The sequence below is a fragment of the Leptolyngbya sp. FACHB-60 genome (assembly GCF_014695775.1).
In the GTDB taxonomy this organism is placed as follows: Bacteria; Cyanobacteriota; Cyanobacteriia; order Phormidesmidales; family Phormidesmidaceae; genus Nodosilinea.
Genome location: NZ_JACJOX010000051.1, coordinates 1 through 21,614 on the forward strand (window position 1 = coordinate 1; position 21,614 = coordinate 21,614).

At 55.9% G+C, this 21,614-nt stretch carries 17 protein-coding genes; 12 read left to right on the forward strand and 5 right to left on the reverse strand.

The annotated features are described in order from the left end of the window. Window positions 1–140: 140 nt before the first annotated feature. Window positions 141–1,397, reverse strand: a complete 1,257-nt coding sequence (locus tag H6F57_RS19990) for a glutamine synthetase family protein (protein WP_190627382.1) — start codon at window positions 1,395–1,397, stop codon at window positions 141–143. A 10-nt stretch (window positions 1,398–1,407) separates the two neighbouring features. Then, window positions 1,408–1,878 carry a tetratricopeptide repeat protein gene (locus H6F57_RS19995; RefSeq protein WP_190627468.1) on the reverse strand — a complete coding sequence of 157 codons (471 nt, stop codon included), beginning with the start codon at window positions 1,876–1,878 and terminating at the stop codon, window positions 1,408–1,410. A 304-nt stretch (window positions 1,879–2,182) separates the two neighbouring features. On the opposite strand from H6F57_RS19995, the gene gvpA reads away from it, so the two are divergent. The 6 genes from gvpA (at window position 2,183) to H6F57_RS20025 (ending at window position 6,505) form a co-directional block, all read left to right on the forward strand. Then, window positions 2,183–2,401 carry a gas vesicle structural protein GvpA gene (gvpA, locus tag H6F57_RS20000; RefSeq protein ID WP_190627385.1) on the forward strand — a complete coding sequence of 73 codons (219 nt, stop codon included), beginning with the start codon at window positions 2,183–2,185 and terminating at the stop codon, window positions 2,399–2,401. A 298-nt stretch (window positions 2,402–2,699) separates the two neighbouring features. Then, on the forward strand, window positions 2,700–3,917 hold the full coding sequence (locus H6F57_RS20005; protein WP_190627387.1) for a hypothetical protein: 1,218 nt from the start codon (window positions 2,700–2,702) through the stop codon (window positions 3,915–3,917). After that, on the forward strand, window positions 3,914–5,296 hold the full coding sequence (gvpN, locus tag H6F57_RS20010; protein ID WP_190627389.1) for a gas vesicle protein GvpN: 1,383 nt from the start codon (window positions 3,914–3,916) through the stop codon (window positions 5,294–5,296). Before H6F57_RS20005 ends, gvpN begins: the two co-directional genes overlap by 4 nt. 57 nt (window positions 5,297–5,353) lie before the next feature. Then, the gene (locus H6F57_RS20015) at window positions 5,354–5,659 is read left to right on the forward strand and encodes a gas vesicle protein (RefSeq protein WP_190627470.1); all 306 of its coding nucleotides are present in this window, start codon (window positions 5,354–5,356) and stop codon (window positions 5,657–5,659) included. Between the two features lie 91 nt (window positions 5,660–5,750). After that, the gene (locus H6F57_RS20020; protein WP_190627391.1) at window positions 5,751–5,972 is read left to right on the forward strand and encodes a hypothetical protein; all 222 of its coding nucleotides are present in this window, start codon (window positions 5,751–5,753) and stop codon (window positions 5,970–5,972) included. Between the two features lie 62 nt (window positions 5,973–6,034). Continuing rightward, on the forward strand, window positions 6,035–6,505 hold the full coding sequence (locus tag H6F57_RS20025; RefSeq protein ID WP_190627393.1) for a gas vesicle protein K: 471 nt from the start codon (window positions 6,035–6,037) through the stop codon (window positions 6,503–6,505). Window positions 6,506–6,536: 31 nt separating this feature from the next. On the opposite strand, the gene H6F57_RS20030 is transcribed toward H6F57_RS20025, so the two are convergent. Beyond that, window positions 6,537–8,672, reverse strand: a complete 2,136-nt coding sequence (locus H6F57_RS20030; protein ID WP_242024887.1) for a serine/threonine-protein kinase — start codon at window positions 8,670–8,672, stop codon at window positions 6,537–6,539. Between the two features lie 309 nt (window positions 8,673–8,981). Between H6F57_RS20030 and H6F57_RS20035 the strand changes: the two genes are divergently transcribed. Then, the gene (locus H6F57_RS20035; protein ID WP_190627395.1) at window positions 8,982–10,178 is read left to right on the forward strand and encodes a Coenzyme F420 hydrogenase/dehydrogenase, beta subunit C-terminal domain; all 1,197 of its coding nucleotides are present in this window, start codon (window positions 8,982–8,984) and stop codon (window positions 10,176–10,178) included. 73 nt (window positions 10,179–10,251) lie between these two features. Here H6F57_RS20035 and ftsH read toward each other — a convergent pair whose 3' ends face one another. Next, the gene (ftsH, locus tag H6F57_RS20040; RefSeq protein WP_190627396.1) at window positions 10,252–12,021 is read right to left on the reverse strand and encodes an ATP-dependent zinc metalloprotease FtsH; all 1,770 of its coding nucleotides are present in this window, start codon (window positions 12,019–12,021) and stop codon (window positions 10,252–10,254) included. 877 nt (window positions 12,022–12,898) lie between these two features. Between ftsH and hpsA the strand changes: the two genes are divergently transcribed. The 5 genes from hpsA (at window position 12,899) to fabG (ending at window position 21,002) form a co-directional block, all read left to right on the forward strand. Then, window positions 12,899–17,749, forward strand: a complete 4,851-nt coding sequence (hpsA, locus tag H6F57_RS20045) for a hormogonium polysaccharide biosynthesis protein HpsA (RefSeq protein ID WP_206754731.1) — start codon at window positions 12,899–12,901, stop codon at window positions 17,747–17,749. A 43-nt stretch (window positions 17,750–17,792) separates the two neighbouring features. Beyond that, a complete protein-coding gene (locus H6F57_RS20050) occupies window positions 17,793–18,479 on the forward strand; it encodes a prepilin-type N-terminal cleavage/methylation domain-containing protein (RefSeq protein WP_190627401.1) in 687 nt (228 codons plus the stop codon). Window positions 18,480–18,517: 38 nt separating this feature from the next. After that, complete coding sequence (locus tag H6F57_RS20055; RefSeq protein WP_190627403.1) at window positions 18,518–19,489, forward strand: type II secretion system protein; 972 nt, start codon at window positions 18,518–18,520, stop codon at window positions 19,487–19,489. A gap of 58 nt (window positions 19,490–19,547) precedes the next feature. After that, a complete protein-coding gene (locus H6F57_RS20060) occupies window positions 19,548–20,126 on the forward strand; it encodes a prepilin-type N-terminal cleavage/methylation domain-containing protein (RefSeq protein ID WP_190627405.1) in 579 nt (192 codons plus the stop codon). Window positions 20,127–20,243: 117 nt separating this feature from the next. After that, window positions 20,244–21,002, forward strand: coding sequence for a 3-oxoacyl-[acyl-carrier-protein] reductase (gene fabG / locus H6F57_RS20065; RefSeq protein WP_190627407.1), 759 nt, complete (start codon window positions 20,244–20,246; stop codon window positions 21,000–21,002). Here the strand turns inward: fabG and H6F57_RS20070 are convergent. Next, entirely contained in the window at window positions 20,999–21,580 is a 582-nt protein-coding gene (locus H6F57_RS20070; RefSeq protein WP_190627409.1) for a DUF3611 family protein, read from the reverse strand. The genes fabG and H6F57_RS20070 overlap by 4 nt on opposite strands. Between the last annotated feature and the right edge of the window lie 34 nt (window positions 21,581–21,614).

The following is a 21,614-nucleotide window of genomic DNA, read 5'->3' on the forward strand; positions in this document are numbered from 1 at the left end:
CAACGTCTCAAACCTTGGCTTGAGGTGTTTGCTATTCCTGGATTGCGTCATGGCTTGTATCGGCTGATGAATTGCATGCATCAGTTTCGGGCTAGTCCACTAGCTATTCAGGTGAAAGTTGCCTGAACAATCCTTTTTGCTTAACGAAAGTGACTAAAGAGGGATAACAGGAGAGGATTTGCCTCCAATGCGGCGAGGGATTCTGCCAGGGACTGAGGCAGCAGGGCAATGCCGCGATCGCCCCTTTCCTCCTCCGACAAACTGCCTGGGTCTTGCTGTACCGGCTCAGGCAGCGCATAGCCCTGGGCTATGCCGTCAAGACCGGCAGCGATCGCCCCTCCCAGCGCCAAGTAGGGGTTTGCTGCCCCCTCCACCGTCTTTAACTCAACATGGGTCGGGCTGGGCGATGAGAAATTGCTCGGCACCCGTAGCGCCGCCTCCCGATTATCCATGCCCCATGCGGCATAGGCTCCGCTCCAGCTGTGGGGGCGCAGCCGCCGATAAGAGTTAGGGCTAGGGGTGGTGATTGTCATCAGGGCGGGCAGGTGGTGCAGCAGCCCAGCGGTAAAGAATTGGGCAATCTCAGACAGCCCACCGGCCCCATCAGGCATGAGGTTTTGCTCTCCCTGCCACAGACTCAGGTGCAGGTGACACCCGCTGCCTGCAGAGAACTCAAAAACTTTGGGCACAAAGGACGCAACTAGACCGTGCTGGTGGGCGATCGCTTTTACTGTCTCGCGATAGACCACATGCTGATCGGCGGCAGCTAAGGCGTCAGTGTAGCGCACTGAGATTTCCTGCTGGCCCGGCCCCGACTCAGGATAGTACTGCTCTACAGCAATGTCCTGGGCGCTGAGGGCATCTGCGATCGCCATCACCACCTCCTGGTGTAAGTCCATCGCCAACGTAGCCGCAAAGGGCATATTGTCGGCAGGAAGAATGTCTGGGTCACGTTGCTTAAGCAAGTAAAACTCCGGCTCAAAGGCCGCTTTGATCGCAACCCCCTGGTCAGCAGCCCGCTGCACCATGCGCTTGAGAAACTGCCGCGAACACCAGGGCCAGGGCTGGCCATCCTTCACCATCTCCCCCAGCACCCGCGCCTGGCCGGGTGCGTAGGGCAGCATCTGCAAGGTCTCCCAGTCGGGCACCAGCCACACCTCCCCCACCGGCCCCAGCCCGCTGCCAGGGGCCACTGCATCGGCCACCACCGGAATTGCCTGCTGCGCCGCTGATAGCCCTACGGCAACCGCTTCTCCCCCTTCCAGTTGCTGCGTCAGCCCATCAAGGTGAATGGCCTTACCGCGAATGACGTTGCCGTTGTCGCACCACACCACCCGCACAAAACGCACCTTGCCTTCCCACAGCCGAGTCAAAATCGTCGAGGCATTCTCTGGCATCAGATTGTCTCTAGCTCAACTGCGCTGTACATTCTAAAATCAGTCGCTGGTTGACCAGCGCATAGGGCTGCACCACCAACGCCTGACGAAACGTCTGAATCGCCGCCGCATACTGCCCCAGAGCCGCATGGCACAGACCTAGCCCGTGCAGCGCGCCAAAGTGGTAGGGCACTAGCTTAATCACCTGCTCGCAGTCAGCCATAGCCTCTCGATACCGGTGCTGAACGTAATAGAGCACCGCCCGTCTATTCCAGGCCTCAGCAAAGTCTGGCAGTTCATCCACTAGAGTTGAGAGCAGCTGCTCCGCCGCATCTATTCGACCGCTATCCACCAAAGCCTGGGCGTCTTGTAGTTGCTGATTACCCAACTCTCCCTTTTGGTAAAACCAATGCTGCCACAGGGCGGCGGTTGCCAACTCGCGCTGGTACTCATCCTCCTGCTTGAGGCTTTGCAGCAGCACTTCCAGCGTCGAGTCATCTATCATGCTGTTGCCTAACCTTAGCGTTGCGCCTTTTATTATCAGACATCCGGCTAAGATTGGCTGTCCAAAGGCGGTTTGGCCTTTAAGGGCTGGAGCCCGATGCCCTACGGGTAACAATAAGTGAACTGATTTTTCTAAAGTTGTGAGCTGTTCTAGGCAGATGGGCAGACTACAAATGTGCAAGGAATAAGCCCTACGCACTGAGTCTGTTCCTACCGCTTCTTTGCAGTAGCAGCCAGGTGCATCCGAGGAATTCTCCCTTGCAATTTCATTAAACACATTAATCGTTTAGGGATTCAAAACCATGGCTGTCGAAAAAGTAAACTCTTCCTCTAGCTTGGCTGAAGTTGTTGACCGCATTTTGGACAAAGGCATCGTTATTGATGCTTGGGTTCGTGTTTCTCTGGTAGGGATTGAGCTGCTGGCTATCGAAGCCCGCATTGTAATCGCTTCCGTTGACACCTACCTCAAGTACGCCGAAGCCGTTGGTCTGACCGCTCAAGCCGCTGTACCTGCTGCCTAAGAGCGCCACTGCTCTTAATACCTAATGGGGCAGCAGAATACTGGATTAGCCAATCTTTAGCTGCCCCATAAATCAAGTAGATCTAACGCTTCAAATAGCAACTATTAACTATTAACGGCGACACTGCCATCGGCAAGCTTCAGAACAGCGCCTCATTATTGCACTAAGACACTCAAACATAGCTAAGTTTTAGAGTCTGGCAACGTTCTTCTCTCCGCGCCATTCCCTCTCCTTGCCGTTCTCAAACATTCTCCGTAAATTTACCCCGTTTCATTTTCACTAAAGGGAGAGCAGTCCTGTGACAGCACTTTTTGACCAGTGGCAAGCCGCACGACAACTGCGCCAGAGCGAGGTGGTTGATCGGCGCGATCAAGTCTCTGCTGACCTAGAACGCTGGCAGGCTGACCGGCTAACCCACGCTGTGCGGCTGCGCCAAGACCTCAATCAGCTTATGGCCGACCTGCGCGCCAACACCACCCTATGGCTGGCTCAAACGACTGCCGATCGCGCCGCCCAGATTTTACCCCGGCAGCAGGCTCGCCAAGACTATATTCAGCAGCTCCAGGTCGATACCGAAGTGCTGCTCGCCGCCTACCAGGCCGATCGCGAAATTAGCGCCGTCGAGGTGCGCCAGCAGCTAGAGTACGATTGCCAAGTGCTGCAAGCCACCGTCAGTGAACTGCGCCTAGAGATTGCTCAAGAACTGCGCCAGATTCAGCAGCAGGTTGACGAAATTCAGGCTCAAACAGCTGTAGACCTGGCGGGCTACCGCCAAGGCCAGGCGATAGTACGGGCCGAACTGCTGCCCCAGCTCACCGCCTACATCGAAGATTTGCAGGTGCAGGTGCAGGCCACTCTCAAAGACCTGACAGCTGTGCGTCAGCAGGCAGCAGCGATAAACCAGGAGCAGCGACAGAGCGATCGCGCCGCCCTAACCGATTCTGTCGATGTCATGTTTACCGAACTGGCCGACTTTCGCCAGCAGCTTCAGGCCCAGCGGGCTCAGCTCTCCCATGTTGTCTGGGGCAACGCTGCCGTAGCCCAGACTCCAGTCCCTAGCCCAGCCGCGACCCGGCCTGCCGTTACTCCGGTGCCCGCTCGTGGGCCAGCACCAGCCAAGGTAGCCCCTAAAGCTGCGCCAAAACCTGTAATTGCCAAAGCTGCACCAGCTAAGGCAGCTCCTGCGGCTAAGGTCGCTCCGGCCGCAGCGACCGTGGCTAAGGCCGCTCCTGCTCGTGCTGTTGCAGCAACTCGCTCTGCCCTAGTTGCCACCGTCATGGCCCCAGCCCCGACAGCGGTGGCTGTGGAACCGCCCCCCGCCCCCGAAGCCCCTTCCCTTGAAGAGGTGGTTTACAACTACCTGCACCTGGCTCAGGGTGCTCGTCTCGGCGAAATTGAGACTGAGCTGGGCATCAACCGATTTCAGGCGGTAGACGCGCTGCGATCGCTCATCCAAAAAGACCTCGTAGTCAAGCAAGACCGTACCTATCTCGTCCAAGAGGAAGCCGTTCTGTGAACACCGTTCTACAAGCCCGCCCCCGCAACTTTGTCTCTACCCCCACCCTAGAGCGCACCAGCATCAGAGCCCTGCGGTACCTGCAATCGGGGTATTCAATTCACCTCAAAGGCCCCGCTGGCACCGGCAAAACCACCCTGGCCCTGCACCTGGCTGACCTACTCGCCCGCCCCATCATGCTGCTGTTTGGCGATGACGAGTTCAAGACCTCCGACCTGATCGGTAACCAGTCAGGCTACACCCGCAAAAAAGTGGTCGACAACTACATCCACAGCGTCGTGAAGGTGGAAGACGAGCTGCGCCACAACTGGACTGACTCACGCCTTACCCTGGCCTGCCGCGAAGGCTTCACCATGGTGTACGACGAATTCAACCGCTCCCGCCCCGAAGTCAATAACGTGCTGCTGTCTGCCCTCGAAGAAAAACTCCTGGTGCTGCCTCCCAGTAACAACCGGGCCGAGTACATCCGCGTTAGCCCTCACTTCCGCGCCATTCTCACCTCTAACCCTGAAGAATACTGCGGCGTCCACGGCACCCAAGATGCGCTGCAAGATCGCCTCATCACCATCAACATGCCCGAGCCTGACGAACTGGCTCAGCAGCAAATTTTGGTGCAAAAGGTTGGCATCGACAGCTCCGCGGCTCTGCAAATTGTGCAATTGGTCAAGTCTTTCCAGACAGCGGTCGCCCCAGACATGGTCTCCAGTCTGCGTCCTAGCCTCATGATTGCTACTATCTGCCACGACCACGGCATTTTGCCCCTGGCCGAAAACGCCGATTTCCGCGACCTGTGTAGCGACATTCTGCTGGCCCGCTCCAAAGAGCCCACCCCAGAAGCCACCCGCCACCTGTGGAACTTGTTTAACCGCTTTGTGGTGTCCCAGGCCACACTGGTTAACGACCTCACCCTCAAACCCGAGGCCCAGCCCGCCGCCCGTTTCCATGGCGAAGAAGAGGATGACATCCCCCTTCAGCCCCTTGAGAACCTGGCCGAGTCTGCCCCTGAAGATGTTGTGGTCGATCAGGAATCGGTGGCTGCAACTCAAGAGCTTTTGGCTGAAGAACCTGCTATAGCGGAGTTCCCGGAGGCCAAGCGCGAAACCGTAGTGGCCGTACCGGCTGAGCCCGAAGCTCTAGCTCCCGAGGCTCTAGCTGTGAGGGTGCCCCAGACTGAAGTCAGCCTCAACGACGACATTGAAACCCGCATTTTTGACTATCTTGACGCGACAGGTACCACATCTCTCGCTACCATCGAGACAGCCCTGGGGCTAAACCGCTTTCAGATGGTCAATGCCCTTAGATCGATGCTCGATCAATCTTTGATCGAAAAACAAGAAATCGATGGGCAGCCCACGGGCTACCAGCTGAGTTCTAACTGAAGGTAATCTGCCGTGAACACCTCCACCCCCACGACCCGCCCCCAACCCGGTCGAAGTATGGTTACCGCCACCCAGGGGTCTTCTCTAGTGGATGTCATTGAGCGGGTGCTCGACAAAGGCATTGTGATTGCCGGAGACATCTCGGTGTCCGTCGGCTCTACCGAACTGCTGAGTATTCGCATTCGCCTGATCATTTCTTCAGTGGATAAAGCTCGCGAAATTGGCATTAACTGGTGGGAGAGCGATCCCTATCTCAGCAGCCGCACCAATGAACTGCTAGAGGCCAATCAACAGCTCCAAACTCGTTTAGAAACCCTAGAAGCCGAACTCAAGGCCCTGCGATCGGCTGAGCCCACCAGCTAGGTCAGAAATCCGGCTTTGGTTCAGACAAACCCCTGGGTTCTTCAAGAGTCCAGGGGTTTTCCATTCAACTTCATATTCCCTAAAAACCACCATGCTGACGCTTCGCACCGTGCGGCAGATTGCCACCAGCCGTACAATTCCCAGCTTTCGTTCGGCCCCAAGCCGCAGCCAGAGCGATAGGCAAGGCCTGGTGCTAAGGCACCAACGCCTGCATCCAGTCGATGCCTACCGCATCGGTCACCAGCAAAGTCGAGCTAAAGCAGAAGAAGTCCGTCGCCAGTGGCTTCAACAGCAGTGGCAAAATCGGTCTTAGCCTGGCATAGCTAGCGCTATACAGACAGAATCGCCTGCCTTGAGATGCACTAGACTGTGGCTATGAGCACCGAAAATGCCGAGCCAGACCTGTCAACCACGCTGGCGCTACAGCCCTCCGCCAAAACCGATGCGGGCCTAGCGCCGCTGCTGCTCACTGTGATTGAGCTGGTGCGGCAGCTGATGGAAGCTCAGGTCATTCGCCGAATGGAATCGGGCGATCTCGACGATAACGACCTGGAACGAGCCGCCGACAGCCTGCGCAAGCTAGAAGAGCAGGTCGTCTCGATGTGCGAAATCTTTGATGTCGACCCTGCTGACCTCAACATTGACCTGGGGGAAATCGGCACCCTGCTACCCAAAGAAGGGAACTACTACCCTGGTCAAAAAAATCAGAACCCGACCATTTTAGAGCTGCTCGATCGCCTGCTTGATACCGGTGTCGTCGTCGAAGGCGACGTTGACTTGGGCATGGCACAGCTCAACCTCATCCACGCCAAGCTGCGATTAGTACTGACTTCTAAACCAATTTAGGCCCGGCTGAACTACCTAGCCACCGACTCCGCTACCGCTGCAACTGCCACAGTTTGATGGTCTTATCAGCACTGGCGCTGGCTAACACTTTGCCGCCTGCTTGCATCGCTACCTGATGCACAGGATTGATGTGGGCCGATAAGGTATCTTTGAGTGTGCCATCTTGGCTGCGCCAAAACCGCAGGGTACCGTCGCTGCTGCCGCTGACCAGCCGCTGACCATCGGGGAAAAAGGCCACAGTATTCACCTCCTGGGTATGACCTTGGAGAGTGTGCAGCAGGGTACCCGTAGTTAAATCCCACAAACGCACGGTGCGATCTTTGCTGGCGCTGGCGATTAGGCGACTGTCTGGGCTAATCGCTACTTGGTTGACGGTATTGGTGTGGCCAACCAGAACTTTGAGCGTGGTGGCGGTTTGTGCATCCCAAATGCGTACGGTGTTGTCAAGACCGCCGCTAACCAGTCGCTGGTCGGCGGCGGCAAAGGCCACGGTTTTGAGCATGCCCGCCGAGCCTGGCAGAGTTTTAATTAGGGTGCCCTGGCTCAAATTCCACAACTTCAGGGTACCGTCTTCACTGGCACTGACGGCTAGGTTGCCGTCGTGGCTTAGGGCGATCGCATTCACATCTCGCAAATGGCCCTTGAGGGTATGGCGCAGTGATCCGTCGCCCAACTGCCAAATTTTCACGGTCGCATCGTCGCCACAACTGACCAGCAGTTGCCCGCGCCGATCAATGGCCACAGCATTAACGCCCCGGGCGTGTCCTTTAAGGGTGTGGAGCAAGTCGCCCGTCTGCCAGTTCCAAATGCGAACACTGTCATCTAGGCTGCCACTGACTAGCACGGACTGCTGGGCGCTAAAAGCAAGGGCCGTAACCCATGACTGGTGACCCGTCAAGGTGGCAATGAGCTGCCAGCCCAGGCCAGAATTAGGCGGTTGTGAGCTAGGCGGTTGTGAGCGGGGGCCGTTGCTGACGGGCAGGTGGCTCCCAGGGCGAGGCAGGCCAGAGGCAGGTTTGCCTGAAATTGCTCCCGGCTGAGAACTTGGGGTAGGGCCAGCCAGGGGGGCTTGGGGCTCAGCCGTCGAGGGCATTGAGGTGGTGGGCATGACCAGACCAGCCGACTGACCTGGTCTGCTAAAGGGGGGGCGATCGATGCCGGTGAATAGGCTTTGGCGAGACTGATTTGAAACCCAGCCCGGCACCGCACCTTCGATTTTAGGCAGTCGTCGCAGGTCATCCAACACGTCTTGGGCGGTTTGGTAGCGTTCGCTAACCAAATCCTTAGTCATGTAGTTGAGCACCGCCGCTAGGCCAGCGTGAATGGTGCGTCCTTGCTTGTGAAGGTGCTCTTGCCACAGCCAGCGGCCCTCCTGGGGGCTGTATAGGTCTTCTGGCTTACGGCCGGTCAGCAGGTGCAGGCAGGTGGCTCCCAAGCTGTAGAGGTCACTGGAGGGGTAAGCTTGGCCGCTGCGCAGCTGTTCGATGGGGGCATAGCCTTCGGTGCCAATGCGCGTGCCCGGCTCGTAGCGAATCGCTTCGCTGAACTGTTTGGCCACACCAAAATCGATCAGCACGGGCTTTTGGTCAATTTTGCGGCGAATGATATTTGACGGAGTAATGTCTCGGTGAATGACGCCGTGCTCATGGATGAAGTGCAGCACTGGCAGCAGATCTTCTAGCAGCTGGCGCAGGCTGCCTTCGCTATAGGCCGCTTGGGCCGAAATCTCCTGATGCAGGGTGAGCCCCTGAATCATCTGCTGCACCAGGTAGAGGTACTTATTTTGCTCAAAGTAGGCCAACAGCGTGGGAATTTGGGGGTGCTCTCCCAATTCGTGCAGCCGCACCGCCTCCTGCTCGAACAGCTGTACGGCCTTTAAGAATGACTTGGTGCCCTGGGTTTGGGGAGCAAACTGCTTGATCACACAGCGGGTATTGAGGCGATCGGCATCGAGGGCGAAGTAGGTACGCCCAAAGCCGCCCCGGCCAATCAGCTTCAGGGGACGGTAGCGGCCCCGGAGACGATGCTCTAAGGGGCTGCCGCAGGTAGGACACACCGCAGCCAGGGTAGCGTGATTAGGCTGGGTGCAGTGGGGATTGAGGCAGCAGATCATCACGACGGTGAACCCGGGGAAGTAGGCATAGCTTATGCTTATGCCTACTTCCATTTAACCCGCAATCGGTCGGAGAGGGGGATTTTGCCTAGCCCGCTAAGGCACAGACTGACGCTGCCCAACCAAGGGAACGCAGGATAACGACGCTGCCTAATTCCTCGGCTAAACAAAAGCCGTAGCGGAAGACTGAGGGCGATCGCAGTCTCAATCTCCGTTTTCACTATGGTGCTGGAGCGTTTAATGCTCGGTCAAGCCCTAAGACCGGCGCTATATTTCGTAATAATTGGGCGATCGCACCAACTGGCCCAAACCCGTGCGGTATGGTGAAGAACAGCCGTTACTGAGCAATTCACCACCGTCCCTATGACCCTGGCCCAGCCTTCCCACAACAAAGCCAAAGCCCTCCGCCCTGGGGCCACCCGCCCCGCCAAAGAACTCTGTAGCGAGTGCGGCTTTTGCGATACTTACTATATTCACTACGTCAAAGAGGCCTGCGCCTTTCTCCATCAGCAGTTCCCGACGCTGGAGCAGCAGACCCACGGGCGCAGCCGCGATCTGGAAGCTGAGAACGATGTCTACTTTGGCGTGCACCAGGACATGATGGCCGCTCGCAAGCAGCAGCCCATTGAGGGGGCGCAGTGGACCGGTATCGTCAGCACTATTGCCATTGAAATGCTGACCAAAGGGCTCGTGGAAGGGGTGGTATGCGTTCAGAATACGGAGAGCGATCGCTTCCAGCCGCAGCCAGTCCTCGCTACTACTCCCGAAGAAATCCTGGCGGCGCGGGTCAATAAGCCCACCCTGTCGCCTAACCTATCCGTCTTAGAGCAGGTAGAGCGATCGGGCATGAAGCGCCTGCTGGTGATTGGTGTCGGCTGTCAGATCCAGGCGCTGCGAGCGGTGGAAAAGCAGCTCGGTCTAGAGCAGCTCTACGTGCTGGGCACCCCCTGTGTCGACAACGTCAGCCGTGCCGGGCTACAGAAGTTTCTCGAAACCACCAGCCGATCGCCCGACACGGTGGTTCACTACGAATTCATGCAGGATTTTCGGGTGCATTTCAAGCATGAAGATGGCTCCACCGAAACGGTGCCCTTCTTTGGCCTCAAGACCAACCAGCTCAAAGACGTGTTTGCCCCCTCCTGCATGAGCTGTTTTGATTATGTGAATGGTCTGGCTGATTTAGTCGTGGGTTACATGGGTGCCCCCTTTGGCTGGCAGTGGATCGTGGTGCGCAACGATCGCGGCCAAGCCATGCTCGACACCGTCATGGATCAGCTCGATACCCAGCCGGTGATGTCGGTGGGCGATCGCAAGGCTGCCGTACAGCAGAGCATCCCTGCCTACGATAAGGCCGTTACCCTGCCTATGTGGGCCGCCAAGCTGATGGGTGTCGTGATCGAGCGCATCGGGCCCAAGGGGCTAGAATACGCCCGCTTTTCGATCGATTCCCACTTCACCCGCAACTATCTATACGTCAAGCGTAATTATCCGCAAAAGCTGGCCGCCCACGTGCCTGAGTTTGCCAAGCGTATTGTCAGCCAGTACAAGCTGCCCGATTAACTTGCAGGCAAAAAAGGACGGCGCGATCATCGCGCGGTCCTTTTGGTAAAGCCCCTCAGCTGTATAAAACTATCTACACCACGCTGTGGCCCTGCGTCAGCCAAGTGTGTAGCTCGGCAGGAGCCTGGACTTGGGCCAAGATTGCCTTGAGCTGTTCACCGTCTAGCACCTCTGTCTCAAGCAGCGTTTGAGTGGCCGACTCCAAAAGTCCCCGATTGAGCTGAAGGATGGCCACCGCCACCGTACGAGCACCGTTGAGCAGCAGCTTCACCTGGCGATCGATTTCGGTCGCCACTTCGGGGCTAGTCACCCGTCTGTCACTCCCCCCATCCAAAAACTGAGCCGAGGCTTTGGCAAAGGCCACAGGTCCAAGGCTAGCGCTCATGCCGTACTGGGTTACCGCTTTCTCAGCCAAGTCGGTTGCTTTTTGGATATCATCGCTAGCACCAGTGGAGACCTTGTCAAAGACGATTTCCTCAGCGGCGCGCCCCCCCAGCAGAGTGGCGAGCTGCCCCCGCAGTTCGTCTTCGAGCATTAAAAAGCGGTCATTCTCCGGCATTTGCATCGTGTAGCCCAAGGCCCCTAGCCCCCGCGGCACAATAGAGATTTTGGTGACTCGGTTGCCGCCCGGCACCAGTGCCCCCACCAAGGCGTGGCCTACTTCGTGGTAAGCCACCGTCTGTCGCTCCATCGGAGTGAGCACTCTAGACCGCTTCTCTAGCCCGGCAATCACCCGCTCAATGGCTTCCATAAAATCGGTCATCAGCACCGCCTGACGATTGTGGCGGGCGGCCATCAGCGCTGCTTCGTTAACCAGGTTGGCCAGATCGGCGCCAGCGAAACCAGCGGTTTGGCCAGCAATTTCTGCTAGGTTCACGTCTTCACCAAGGACGACGGCCCGACCGTGAACCTGCAAAATCTCTAACCGGCCGCTCTTATCGGGGCGATCGACCAGCACTTGACGGTCAAAACGGCCTGGGCGGCGTAGGGCCGGGTCTAGGGTTTCGGGGCGGTTAGTGGCCGCAATTACAATCACACCGTCATTGCCGTCAAAGCCATCCATTTCCGTCAGCAGTTGATTTAGGGTTTGCTCACGCTCGTCATTGCCGCCCACGGGGTTGCCGCCACGGGTTTTACCGACAGCATCTAGCTCGTCAATAAACACAATGCACGGAGCCTGGCGCTTGGCCTTATTGAACAGATCGCGCACCCGTGAAGCACCAACCCCCACAAACATTTCCACAAACTCCGAGCCCGCCATGCTGAAGAAAGGCACCCCGGCCTCGCCAGCAACGGCCTTGGCCAGCAGAGTTTTGCCGGTGCCCGGAGGCCCCACCAACAGCACCCCCTTAGGAATTCTGGCCCCCAGTTTGCGGTACTTGTCGCCGTTGGCTAAAAAGTCGACCACCTCTTGCAGTTCCTGCTTGGCCTCATCTACCCCAGCCACATCGGCAAAGCTAACGCCGGTCTTGGTTTTGCCATAGCTGCGGGCCTTGCTTTTACCCATGCCTACGGCGCTGCCTACACCGCCGCCTACACTACTAAATTTTGCAGCTAGGGCCAGGGCTCCGACCAGCAGGCCTGAGGAAATAATCAACCCAGCAATGCTGGCTGGTGGTAAAGGTTCAGGAGCAGTTGTAATCTGCACCCCCTGGCTTTTGAGCTTGCTGATTACCTCATCCGTAGGCCCAACCGGTTGCGTAGTGTAGCGGCGACGGCCAAATTCAGGCTTAAGAGTATAGTCAATGCGATCGCGCCCGATCGTCACCCGCTGCACCTGGGCACTGTTGACCTGCTCTACAAAAGTGCTGTAGGCCGATTGCAATGGGGTTTCCGTTTTCATGGGGCAAATCCTATAGGGGCGAGTTCAAAGGTGCGAGACGCTGGGGAAGCTCCCCGCCGACCGCTCACTTCCTTAATTCTGAGGCACCTAACCACCGCTGCTCCAGAGGGGAAAACGCCCTAAGTTAGGTGTAGTTACCGAAGGGCCAAACGCCAGCTATACGGTGCTTACGACCTTTGTCGAAGAACTGCCGTACTCTCAGCCCAAAACCAGCGCTGTGGGGGGGTAAGGGCTAGACATTCCCCTATCCGCCATCAGGTTGACACGGTCCAGCCTACAAAAGGCCTTCATTGCGTGAAAAAGGCTGGGCGCAAGAGCTTGCCCTACGCCAGGAACCCGGCGACCTCAGCACCGGTCTCGAAACCTGTGCCCCCAACCCTGGCCGAGATTCTCGGTCTAGACCAGTGCTATCTAAGTATTTGGCTAGCATCGGCATAAAAAAGTTACTAAAATCCGATTAAGTATCGAAAAAATACTCAGTACACAATATGAAGTTCTCACTAAGATAGAAACCTGAGGTGCACGTCCCCAGGCTTACCCATCCGCCCCCGGTATACCTGGAGAACAGTTAAAAACATCACAGGCGATCGCCGTAGTCGTCCTAGCGACTTTACAACCGTGATCGCTTGGCTACAATAGCTGGGTATTTTATTAGGTAAACGTAGGTCACTTCCATAGAAGTACCCTCGACGTTGACTGGCTATTACCAAAGGCCAATGGAGCACCCCTGTTTTCCTCCTAAGCGTAGCGGCCCTAACTAGGCATTTGCTCGCGCTTTAGGCTCATCGTACTTGCTGCTGCAAGGTTCGGCTTGCTAACTGGGCCTTACCCCACGCGCGTTATCGGTTTTGTTGTTCGGCATATCGGTCTTAGAAACATGAGTCGTCATCTACTGCGAAAGGCTTTGCGGCTTCCTCAAGCAGCAATTAAGCGATTAGTTACCGGGCTGCTACAACTTGTGCTTTTGGCTAACCGACCGGCCCGTTTGGCCCGGTCAGGTTTTGTGCTGCCTACCACAGTGTTGTTAGTGCTTATGGTGGTGCTTACTGCCACCGCTCTTACCTATCGCTCCTTTACCCGCAGCGATATGGCCATCTCCCAGCGCGAGCAGCAGGTCATTTCAAACGCTGCAACGCCTGCGGTCGACCGGGCCAAGGCCAAAATTGAGTTTTTGTTTCAGACCGATAATCGGTTTCCCAGTGGGGTGCCCGCCAGCGACATTCTGGCCGACCTCATGCTCATCACCAACACCTACGCGGGCTACACAGGCCGCGTTACCCGCCTGCCGGGTGCCAACGACCCCTACACACTTCCCGACGAAACCCGGGTTGATATCAACGGCGATGGTGAGCTAGACAACGCCTGGTCGTTCACTATCGACCTCAATGGCGACGGCGCGGTTGCCGCCAATGAGCTGGTTGTCTATTCAATTCTGGTCGACGATGCGGGGCCAAAAGCTGCTACTAACGTCCGCATTGATGGCCCCGTAAACCAGGCCAAAGCTAATGCTTTAATAACCCGTACTGGGCCTCTGGCCACTACCGAAGCTAGCGCGGCCTGTGCTGGTGCGCTGGCAGAAGGCGGTTGGCAGGTGGTGCAGCAGGGCAACAACTCAACCCTGCAAAAGAACTTCCAGGTCAATGCTTTTGTTGCCAACCTCAACGACGCCAACCGCACCATTGAGACTTTAGAGTTTCAGCAGTCGCGTACTGCCGCTCGGGCCAACAAGTGGGGTGCCTGGTTCCGCTACGACCTCGATGTCTCCCCTGGTCCAGAATTTAACTGGAATGGGGCCATGCACACCGACGGCAACTTCTTCACCTTTGCTGGCGGCGGCACTGGCGCGGGGGAAGGCTACAGATCGCACATGGTCAGTTCCCACAACTCCTGCCTCTACAGCAAGGAAGCCTCTGAAATTTCGCTATCTGAAGTTGACCTCAACGGTGACGGCAGAGGTGTGCCAGGTGCCGTAGTCAATGGTCAACAAGAATTTCAGGGGCAGGCCGTTCGAGGCACCATGCGGTTTGATAACACCACCAGTGGCAGTCCTTCCATTATTCACGTTTGGAATGGCGCTGGGGTGGCAGCGAAAATTGACCTTACGCTCGGCAATAACAATGACTCTGTAAGAACGAGCGCCGCGAACAACAACGTTCAGCCTTCGGATGTCGCCATGAACCCGCTGGCCTTATTTACGCGAGATGTCACTGAACATATCAACCCGTCAGCTTGGCAACGCGATCCTAACTGGGATGCCAACAATGCCAATGGCTTTAAAACTCGTGAACGCATCATCAACGATCAGGTCGCTCGTCCCTTTGTAGACGACTTTTACCGGGCCGACAACCGTTGGGGGCCAAAGCCTCGCTACGACAGCCGTGATACTACCCTAGATGTCACCAATAACGCAGCTACCATTGGCGATAACATCAATGGCCTAGGTCGGCTCACCGACACAGACAATGGCCTAGACGGCTATTGGGAGCGCCAGGCCATTAAAACTGGCATGCGCCTAATTGTGGGCCAGCGCCTAGAGTTGGGCAACGCCAACGTATGGAACTCTAGCCCCGTTAATGCAGCTCTAAACGCTGACAATGGTGCCGACCCGCTCTACCCAGCTAAGGTGACACCCACTAACGTTACTCGGTTTGGTCGCAGCCACGAGCAATTGCAGCGCAAAGCCCTGCGGGACAACCTAGCCGCAGTCCAGGGCATGGTCGTCTACCACTACCAAATCAACAGCGGCACCTTCCCCGCCGCCTGCATGGCTACAACGGCCCACCCTGGGACGACTCAAACTATTCTCAACAGCCGTACCTTCAACAACTACCCAGTTTCTACTACTCGCCTACGGGCCGATTTCTTAAACGGTACTGGCACTAACGGCTGGGAGTTTGCGCTCAACCCAGCCTTTGATACCGAAGGCGAATTTGCCACGGCCGTTGCCTCCGGGCCCTTAGGCAACGCCCTCAGAAACCTGGCCTACTTTGCGGGCGATCCCAAAGGGGGTGCCCCCTCCTTTAAACCCGTGCAAGATGCCGATGTGCATCCGGCTCCTTACTTCAACATGTGGGGCGACTTCTCACCGCTGCGGCGCGTCTTTGTCGAATATCTCGATGCCGGTACGCCCTATGCCAACCTCAGCCCCGCCGACAAAGCCACTCTGCACAGTGCAGCCTGCACCATTAGCCTGCTGGCTTACAACATCCAGAGCGACTATTTAGAAGCGCGCGCATTAGCCGCAGCAAACAACAACATCAGCTTTCAAAATGTCGGCTCTCAGATGAAAAATGCGCTTCTGCGCATTAACAACTATCTAATTAGCACTACTAACGACCCTATCATTTCTGGTTCGGGTTATAGGGTTTCTGGGCTATTTGCTCTACTGGGCAAAACCAGAACCTGGGTAGACAGAAATGTCGACAATACTGTTAATACTGTTTGTCAAAATGGTGTCATCGATACCACTGGCTATGAACAAGATTGCGATTTTGGCGAATACTTTGCCGAGTACACCCTAGACGATTGGATCAAAGTCCTTGAGATCCTTCCCAGTGTTACCAACACAGATGTCGATAACATTACTAACCTTGTCAGACAGGTTAACTTCTTAACTAGCTCTATCCGCGATCGCGAGCTGGGTTTTAGACAGGGTTTCCCAAGGACCAGTCTCGGCCCCAATGGAACTCCGTCTAACTTTATAGCTCTTGAACCAACCGGATATACTTCCAGCCCCATAACCTTCTCCGGTTTTAGCACGAAGTTTCTGCTGCGATGTGATCCAAACCTTTATGGCCCTACCGTTGCCCAAGGTCGTGGTGGCACAGATGATGTGGCCTTTATGGGATTGATCGGCTGTAGCCAAAGTAGTCAAATCCCTGTTCGTCACCCGTCGCTGTACTATCTGTTTCCGTTAGAAAACCACGATCTCGATGGCGATCCTGATGGAAGTGGCCGCACTCAACAGCCCGATGGCAACCTTCTGCCACCCGCTACCCAGGCCGCTGAAGAGTACATTACCAACCCCTACGTTCGCGCAGTGAACCCTCCTGGCTCTGCCACAATTCTCTTCCGCCGGGTAGGCAACGGTACTGACCCTGTTGTTGATACCGAAAACCTTGCCGCCGTGCCCAATTCGGCCACCGCTAGCAGCTGGGTGGTGCCCGCCGCCACCGCTACCGGAGCACCCACAGCCGCCACCATCAGCGATCAGGATCAGGCTTTCAAAATTCTTGGCCCTAGCGGTGCCATTATTCGAGTTCCCTTCTTAGACAAAGGCGTCTACAACGGTCGCGAACAGCTCAATACTCGGGTGCTAGACGTTGACATTGAAGCGCTAACCACTCGCAGAGCCAATGGCCTTGACTTCTGGCTGTCGGCTAACCCAGATAACCGAGGCGAGGGCGTCGTCTTTGCTTTTAGAGAAGACGCTGTGCGAGAAGACGAAATTACCCGGCCCAAAACCACGTCGGCAACGGCAGCCTACTGCGAAACCCTCAACGGCTCAAACCCCAAACGATTTAATATCGAAACCGAGGAAAGTTGCCGCATGCGGGTTGAGCCTGGTACAACCCCTGTCTTTCAGGATCCTCCTCTGACGACCGAGTTGATTAGTCTCAAACCGGTAGACTTCTTTGCCGACCCACAACGCAGAGCCCATGGCTTTAGACTACGCACCTTTAGCGGCAACCCCGCCGACTTTAGCGGCCCTAGCTTTGCCCGCCAGGTAGGCATGACCCTCGTTACCGACAATAGTGTCTATATACAAGGAGACTTCAACCCCCACAGCACCACCGGCAGCGTCGCCAACATCATCGAGGAGTTTACGCAGACCCTCTACAATCAAACCCCCGCTGCGGCCTTTGGTCTGCCTTTTTACACCGCCCGCACGGGTCTTAACACCAATACCTTTGCTACGCTTTCTTCAGACCGCTGGCGACCAGTAGAGATTTTGGCCGATGCCATTACTGTTCTTTCTGGCACCTTTAAAGACGGCGCTGTAGAGGACACTTTCACAAAGGTTAGGCCTGCGAGTGCTGGTGGTGCTGACTCGTCTTACATGAATCAAAACCGCCCCACACTCTCCGTCGCTCAAACGGGCTGGGTGCGTGAGAGTATGGTTGCAGGCGCTCCAGTGTGGGTCGATCGTAATGGCACTTACTATCGCAATAACGCCACAAGTCCTCCGATTCAGCCGTACTACAACCTCTACGACAGCGACAGCGATTGGACAGGCTTTGATAGGCCGGTTACTGACAGGCATCGCAATACACAGCGAGCTAACCAGACATTTGTCAATGCAACCTTTGTGAGTGGCCTAGTTCCTCAGCGGCCCGAGCAAGGTTACGGTGGTCTTCACAACTTCGTTCGCCTTTTAGAAGACTGGAATGACGATGTTCAACTACACATTGCTGGGTCGCTAATTCAGCTCAATTTCTCGACCAGTGCCACAGGCCCCTTTGAACACGATGCTTGGCACCCGACCCAAAACCCTGCCGCCGATGAAAACCTTGGCTATTACAAGCCTCCTAGTCGCCGTTGGGGCTATGACGTAGCCTTGCTATATGTACCGCCTGCCCCCGCCGCTCGACGCTTTGTGAGCATTGGCACCCCCCGCAGCGAGTACTACCGCGAGTTGCCATCCGACGATCCGTACATCGTCAACCTGCGCTGCGCAGCAAATGCTGCTGGTGCAAGGCTGATGCCTAACCTATGTACAAGAGCTTAGCTAACAACTGCACTCGCACTGTGATACCAGGAGGCCGCACACCGTGATTACCAATCGACTCAAACGCCATCTTTACTGGGCTGGGGGGCGCTCCCCAGCCCAAGGGCAGCAGGGCCTCACCCTGATTGAATGTCTAGTCGCCATTATGATTGTGGGTCTTGTCAGCAGCGCCATTGCTCCTGCCCTGGTTATTTCGGTGGCTACTCGGGTGCAGAGCCAAAAGGCCGAGCAGGCCCTAGAGCTAGCCCAGTCTGAAATCGACCGGGTGCGACTACTCGTCGAGCGCTCTGAGGCCAATACTGACAACCTGCCGCCCTCTACTGCCATCGCCGGTGCTAACCCAGACAGCAGAGTGGCCGAGGTGGCAGGGCCAACCTACGGTGCACCTGTAGCTGCTCCAACTACGGCCTTTCAAACCCGTGCTGCTAGCCTTAACGGCAACCAGTTTGCAGTGCAGGTCTACCGTACGCCAGGCAGATTTGTGGGTAGCGTGCCCGTTACCTTTGGCATGGGTGTGCGCGTGTACGACTCCGAGGCCGTGCAAACAGGCAATGGCAACTTATCCAAAGACCCCGCTACTCTACGTATGGTTAACGGCACAGGGCAGCGGGGGCACCGCCCTCTGGTTGCTCTTTATACCAATGTCACAGCGGGGGATAGCCGTTCTTCCCTATGTCAATACATTCAGCATCTCAATGCTGCGGCTTCGGTACCTACCGGCTGCAACTAACTGTGCGATCTACAATCGTCTCTTAAGGGTGACACCCTATGGCTAACAAAGCCGATATGAATTTAATGCTGGGTTGGCTGCTGCGGGCTAAACAAACTAGTCGGCGTGGCTTTACTCTAATTGAGCTGCTGGTTGCGATCGTGGTTGGGTCGGCCATCGTTGGCACCATGCTGTATTTGGTGGTTGAGATGCTGAGAATCAACCGCCGCGAAGAAATACTGACTCAAACCCAGCAGGATATGCGTCGCGCGATCGACTACATTACTCGCGATGCTAGTGAGGCCGTCCATATTTACTCAACTCCTGCTGCGGTACTTGGCCAGCTTAATGACTTTCCACGCACTGACGAAGTACCGGTGCTAGCCTTTTGGCGGTTAGACCCGCTAGATTCAAACAATGCTAGCGTTCGTACCTTTTTCAACAGCACATGTTCTTCGGCTTTTTCGGGAACCAAGCTCAACGAGTGCAATACCCTACGACTTCGCCAGGGCTACTATACCCTTGTGATCTATGCCCAGCAGCGAAATGCCGGAAACGATATTTGGGGTGGCAAGTCTAGGATTGTGCGCTATGAGCTGCCCAAATATACGGCAACTGGGTTGTCTAGCCTAACTATCACGCCGGGCTATTTAGAGCCGACGGGTGGCACCAATACCTTTGCAAATTGGACTAAAGGAACTGGAGCTACCCCTCGCAACCTGTCGGTGCTTACCGACTTTGTAGACGACACTGATCCAAACGAAGCGACTACTGGCCTCTGCCCAACAGGCTATTTGCAAACCCCAGCCAATGCCAATAATTTTTATGCCTGTGTACGGGAAGGTACACAGGTTAACCGTAACGGCAGTAACTTACCTGTTGGCAGTAACCAAACGCTAATTGTATTTTTGCGAGGCAATACTGCCACCGAAAATTCGGCTCTTGGGTCATTTTCGCAGGCCGGGCGCTTGCCCACTTTAAAGTCTGAAGTGCTGATTCGGGGTGTTATCGATAAGCAGCCTGGGTTGTAGTTGGTAAGGTGCAGTTCAAGGTTAGTTTGAGTTGAGTTGTTTTACTTTGGTAGCTGCTATGAAACGCCTGCACACACTAGCCAAACAATCTGAAGTGGGGTTTACCCTGATTGAACTGCTGGTGGTTATTGTTATTGCTGGGGTGCTAGCTGGTATTGCGGCACCGAGCTGGTTTGCCTTTTCAAACCGCCAGAGGGCGATCGCTGTACGTAGCGATGTTATTCAGGCGGTTAAAACTGCTCAGCAAGACGCTATACAACTGCGGCAGGCCAGACAGATACAGGTTGTTACTACTGCGACTAATCCCACCCTTAGCATTGGCTCGTTAGACTTTAGTACCGGCGCTGCGGTATTTAACGGCAGGCAACAGGTGCTTGGGGGAGAAGCCAACAAAACAGGGCAAATTACGATGACAGCCTACAGGGCACTGCCCAATGGCGGTAGAGACAATACGGTAAACAGTATTGCCTTTAACCACCAGGGGTTACCTACTGATAGAAATAGGCTACCCTTTGTAATTAATATTAGCGGTGGACCAGGCACGATTCAGCAGTGCGTAATTGTGGCTAACTTGTTGGGTAGTCTCAAAACTGCTAACAACACCGAATGCGATAACCCCAGCGTCGGTCTTAACTAACCAAATACCACATCGTTAAGAGCCGCAGCTAGGCTATCCGATGCCCAATTATCTACTCCCGCCTGCTCCCATTTCGTGATAAAAACAATGGGCATGTTTTGCTAAGCGAGGTACCCTATGGTTGCATCTTCCCCGTCCCTTGAGGACCAGGTCGCTATCGTCACAGGGGCTTCACGGGGCATTGGTCGGGCCGTGGCGATCGCCCTAGGGGCAGCAAAAGCTCAAGTTGTTGTCAACTACGCTCGCTCTGGTGCGGCTGCCGATGAGGTAGTAGCAGAAATTATTGCTGGTGGGGGAAGTGCGATCGCGCTTCAAGCCGATGTCTCCCAGCCAGACCAGATAGACGCGCTGATTAGCGGCACCCTAGAGCAATTTGGCCGCGTCGATATTTTGGTCAACAACGCTGGTATTACCCGCGACACACTGCTGCTGCGCATGAAGCTTGAAGATTGGCAGGCCGTTATTGATCTCAATTTGACCGGGGTGTTTTTGTGCACTCGGGCCGTGGCCAAGATCATGCTGAAGCAGCGATCGGGACGAATCGTCAACATTGCTTCGGTGGCAGGGCAGATGGGCAACCCAGGTCAGGCTAACTACAGCGCCGCCAAAGCCGGCGTGATTGGGTTTACCAAAACCGTGGCTAAAGAACTAGCCAGTCGGGGCATCACCGTTAATGCCGTAGCGCCGGGCTTTATTGAGACTGACATGACCGGCGATCTATCCAACACAGACGACATTCGCAAATTCATTCCCCTGGGGCGGTTTGGCCAGCCTGAAGATATTGCAGGCATGGTGCGGTTTTTAGCAGCAGATCCGGCGGCATCCTACATTACTGGCCAAGTATTCAACGTAGATGGCGGTATGGTAATGGCCTAAGCGCGATTTACCATACGCAGCAGCCATAGGGTGGCAGACAGCGACACAAAGTGGGCCAGCAGCGTGTTGGTGTTGGCCTGCACCACAAAAATATCGAAGGCTTCAACGTACTGATTGATGTTGCCCGGCACAAACACGGTGCCGCCTTGAGGCTGGGCCAGCGCCTTACCTAACAGGGAGCCAATCAGCGCCTGGCTGCCAAACAGGGTGATTAGCATCCCGACCATGCTGACCACGGTGCCCAGCCGCAGGGCCTGAAGAGCATCTTTGGGGCTGGGGCGCTTGGCGATGTCGCGGCTGCGTAGACGCCGCCCGAGCTGAGTGTAGCGAAAAGCCCAGAAAGCGCTGAGGTAGACGGCTACCAACCCTAGGGCGGCAAACAGCAGCCCCACACCAGTGCCAGGATTTGCCGTCCCTCCCGATCGCGCGCTCAGGTTGACCAAGGCAAACATCAGCACCAGACTAGAGATCGCCGCTAGCACGATCTGAACCCAAAAGCTGATCCAGCCCACCACGCGAAAGGAGCCTGAAATCCGCCGTATGGCGGGCGGTAGGGTGTAGTCAAAGTCTGTAGTCATACCTGTGATTTTAGCCTGTGATTTTAGCCTGGGG

Bases quoted from the DNA above. Each gene is read 5' to 3' on its own strand.
- H6F57_RS20015 (WP_190627470.1), top strand. From the start codon at position 5,354: ATGGTTACCGCCACCCAGGGGTCTTCTCTAGTGGATGTCATTGAGCGG.
- fabG (WP_190627407.1), top strand. From the start codon at position 20,244: ATGGTTGCATCTTCCCCGTCCCTTGAGGACCAGGTCGCTATCGTCACA.
- H6F57_RS20025 (WP_190627393.1), top strand. From the start codon at position 6,035: ATGAGCACCGAAAATGCCGAGCCAGACCTGTCAACCACGCTGGCGCTA.
- H6F57_RS20060 (WP_190627405.1), top strand. From the start codon at position 19,548: ATGAAACGCCTGCACACACTAGCCAAACAATCTGAAGTGGGGTTTACC.
- H6F57_RS20070 (WP_190627409.1), bottom strand. From the start codon at position 21,580: ATGACTACAGACTTTGACTACACCCTACCGCCCGCCATACGGCGGATT.
- H6F57_RS20030 (WP_242024887.1), bottom strand. From the start codon at position 8,672: ATGGAAGTAGGCATAAGCATAAGCTATGCCTACTTCCCCGGGTTCACC.
- H6F57_RS19990 (WP_190627382.1), bottom strand. From the start codon at position 1,397: ATGCCAGAGAATGCCTCGACGATTTTGACTCGGCTGTGGGAAGGCAAG.
- H6F57_RS20055 (WP_190627403.1), top strand. From the start codon at position 18,518: ATGGCTAACAAAGCCGATATGAATTTAATGCTGGGTTGGCTGCTGCGG.
- H6F57_RS20035 (WP_190627395.1), top strand. From the start codon at position 8,982: ATGACCCTGGCCCAGCCTTCCCACAACAAAGCCAAAGCCCTCCGCCCT.
- hpsA (WP_206754731.1), top strand. From the start codon at position 12,899: ATGAGTCGTCATCTACTGCGAAAGGCTTTGCGGCTTCCTCAAGCAGCA.
- gvpA (WP_190627385.1), top strand. From the start codon at position 2,183: ATGGCTGTCGAAAAAGTAAACTCTTCCTCTAGCTTGGCTGAAGTTGTT.
- H6F57_RS20020 (WP_190627391.1), top strand. From the start codon at position 5,751: ATGCTGACGCTTCGCACCGTGCGGCAGATTGCCACCAGCCGTACAATT.
- ftsH (WP_190627396.1), bottom strand. From the start codon at position 12,021: ATGAAAACGGAAACCCCATTGCAATCGGCCTACAGCACTTTTGTAGAG.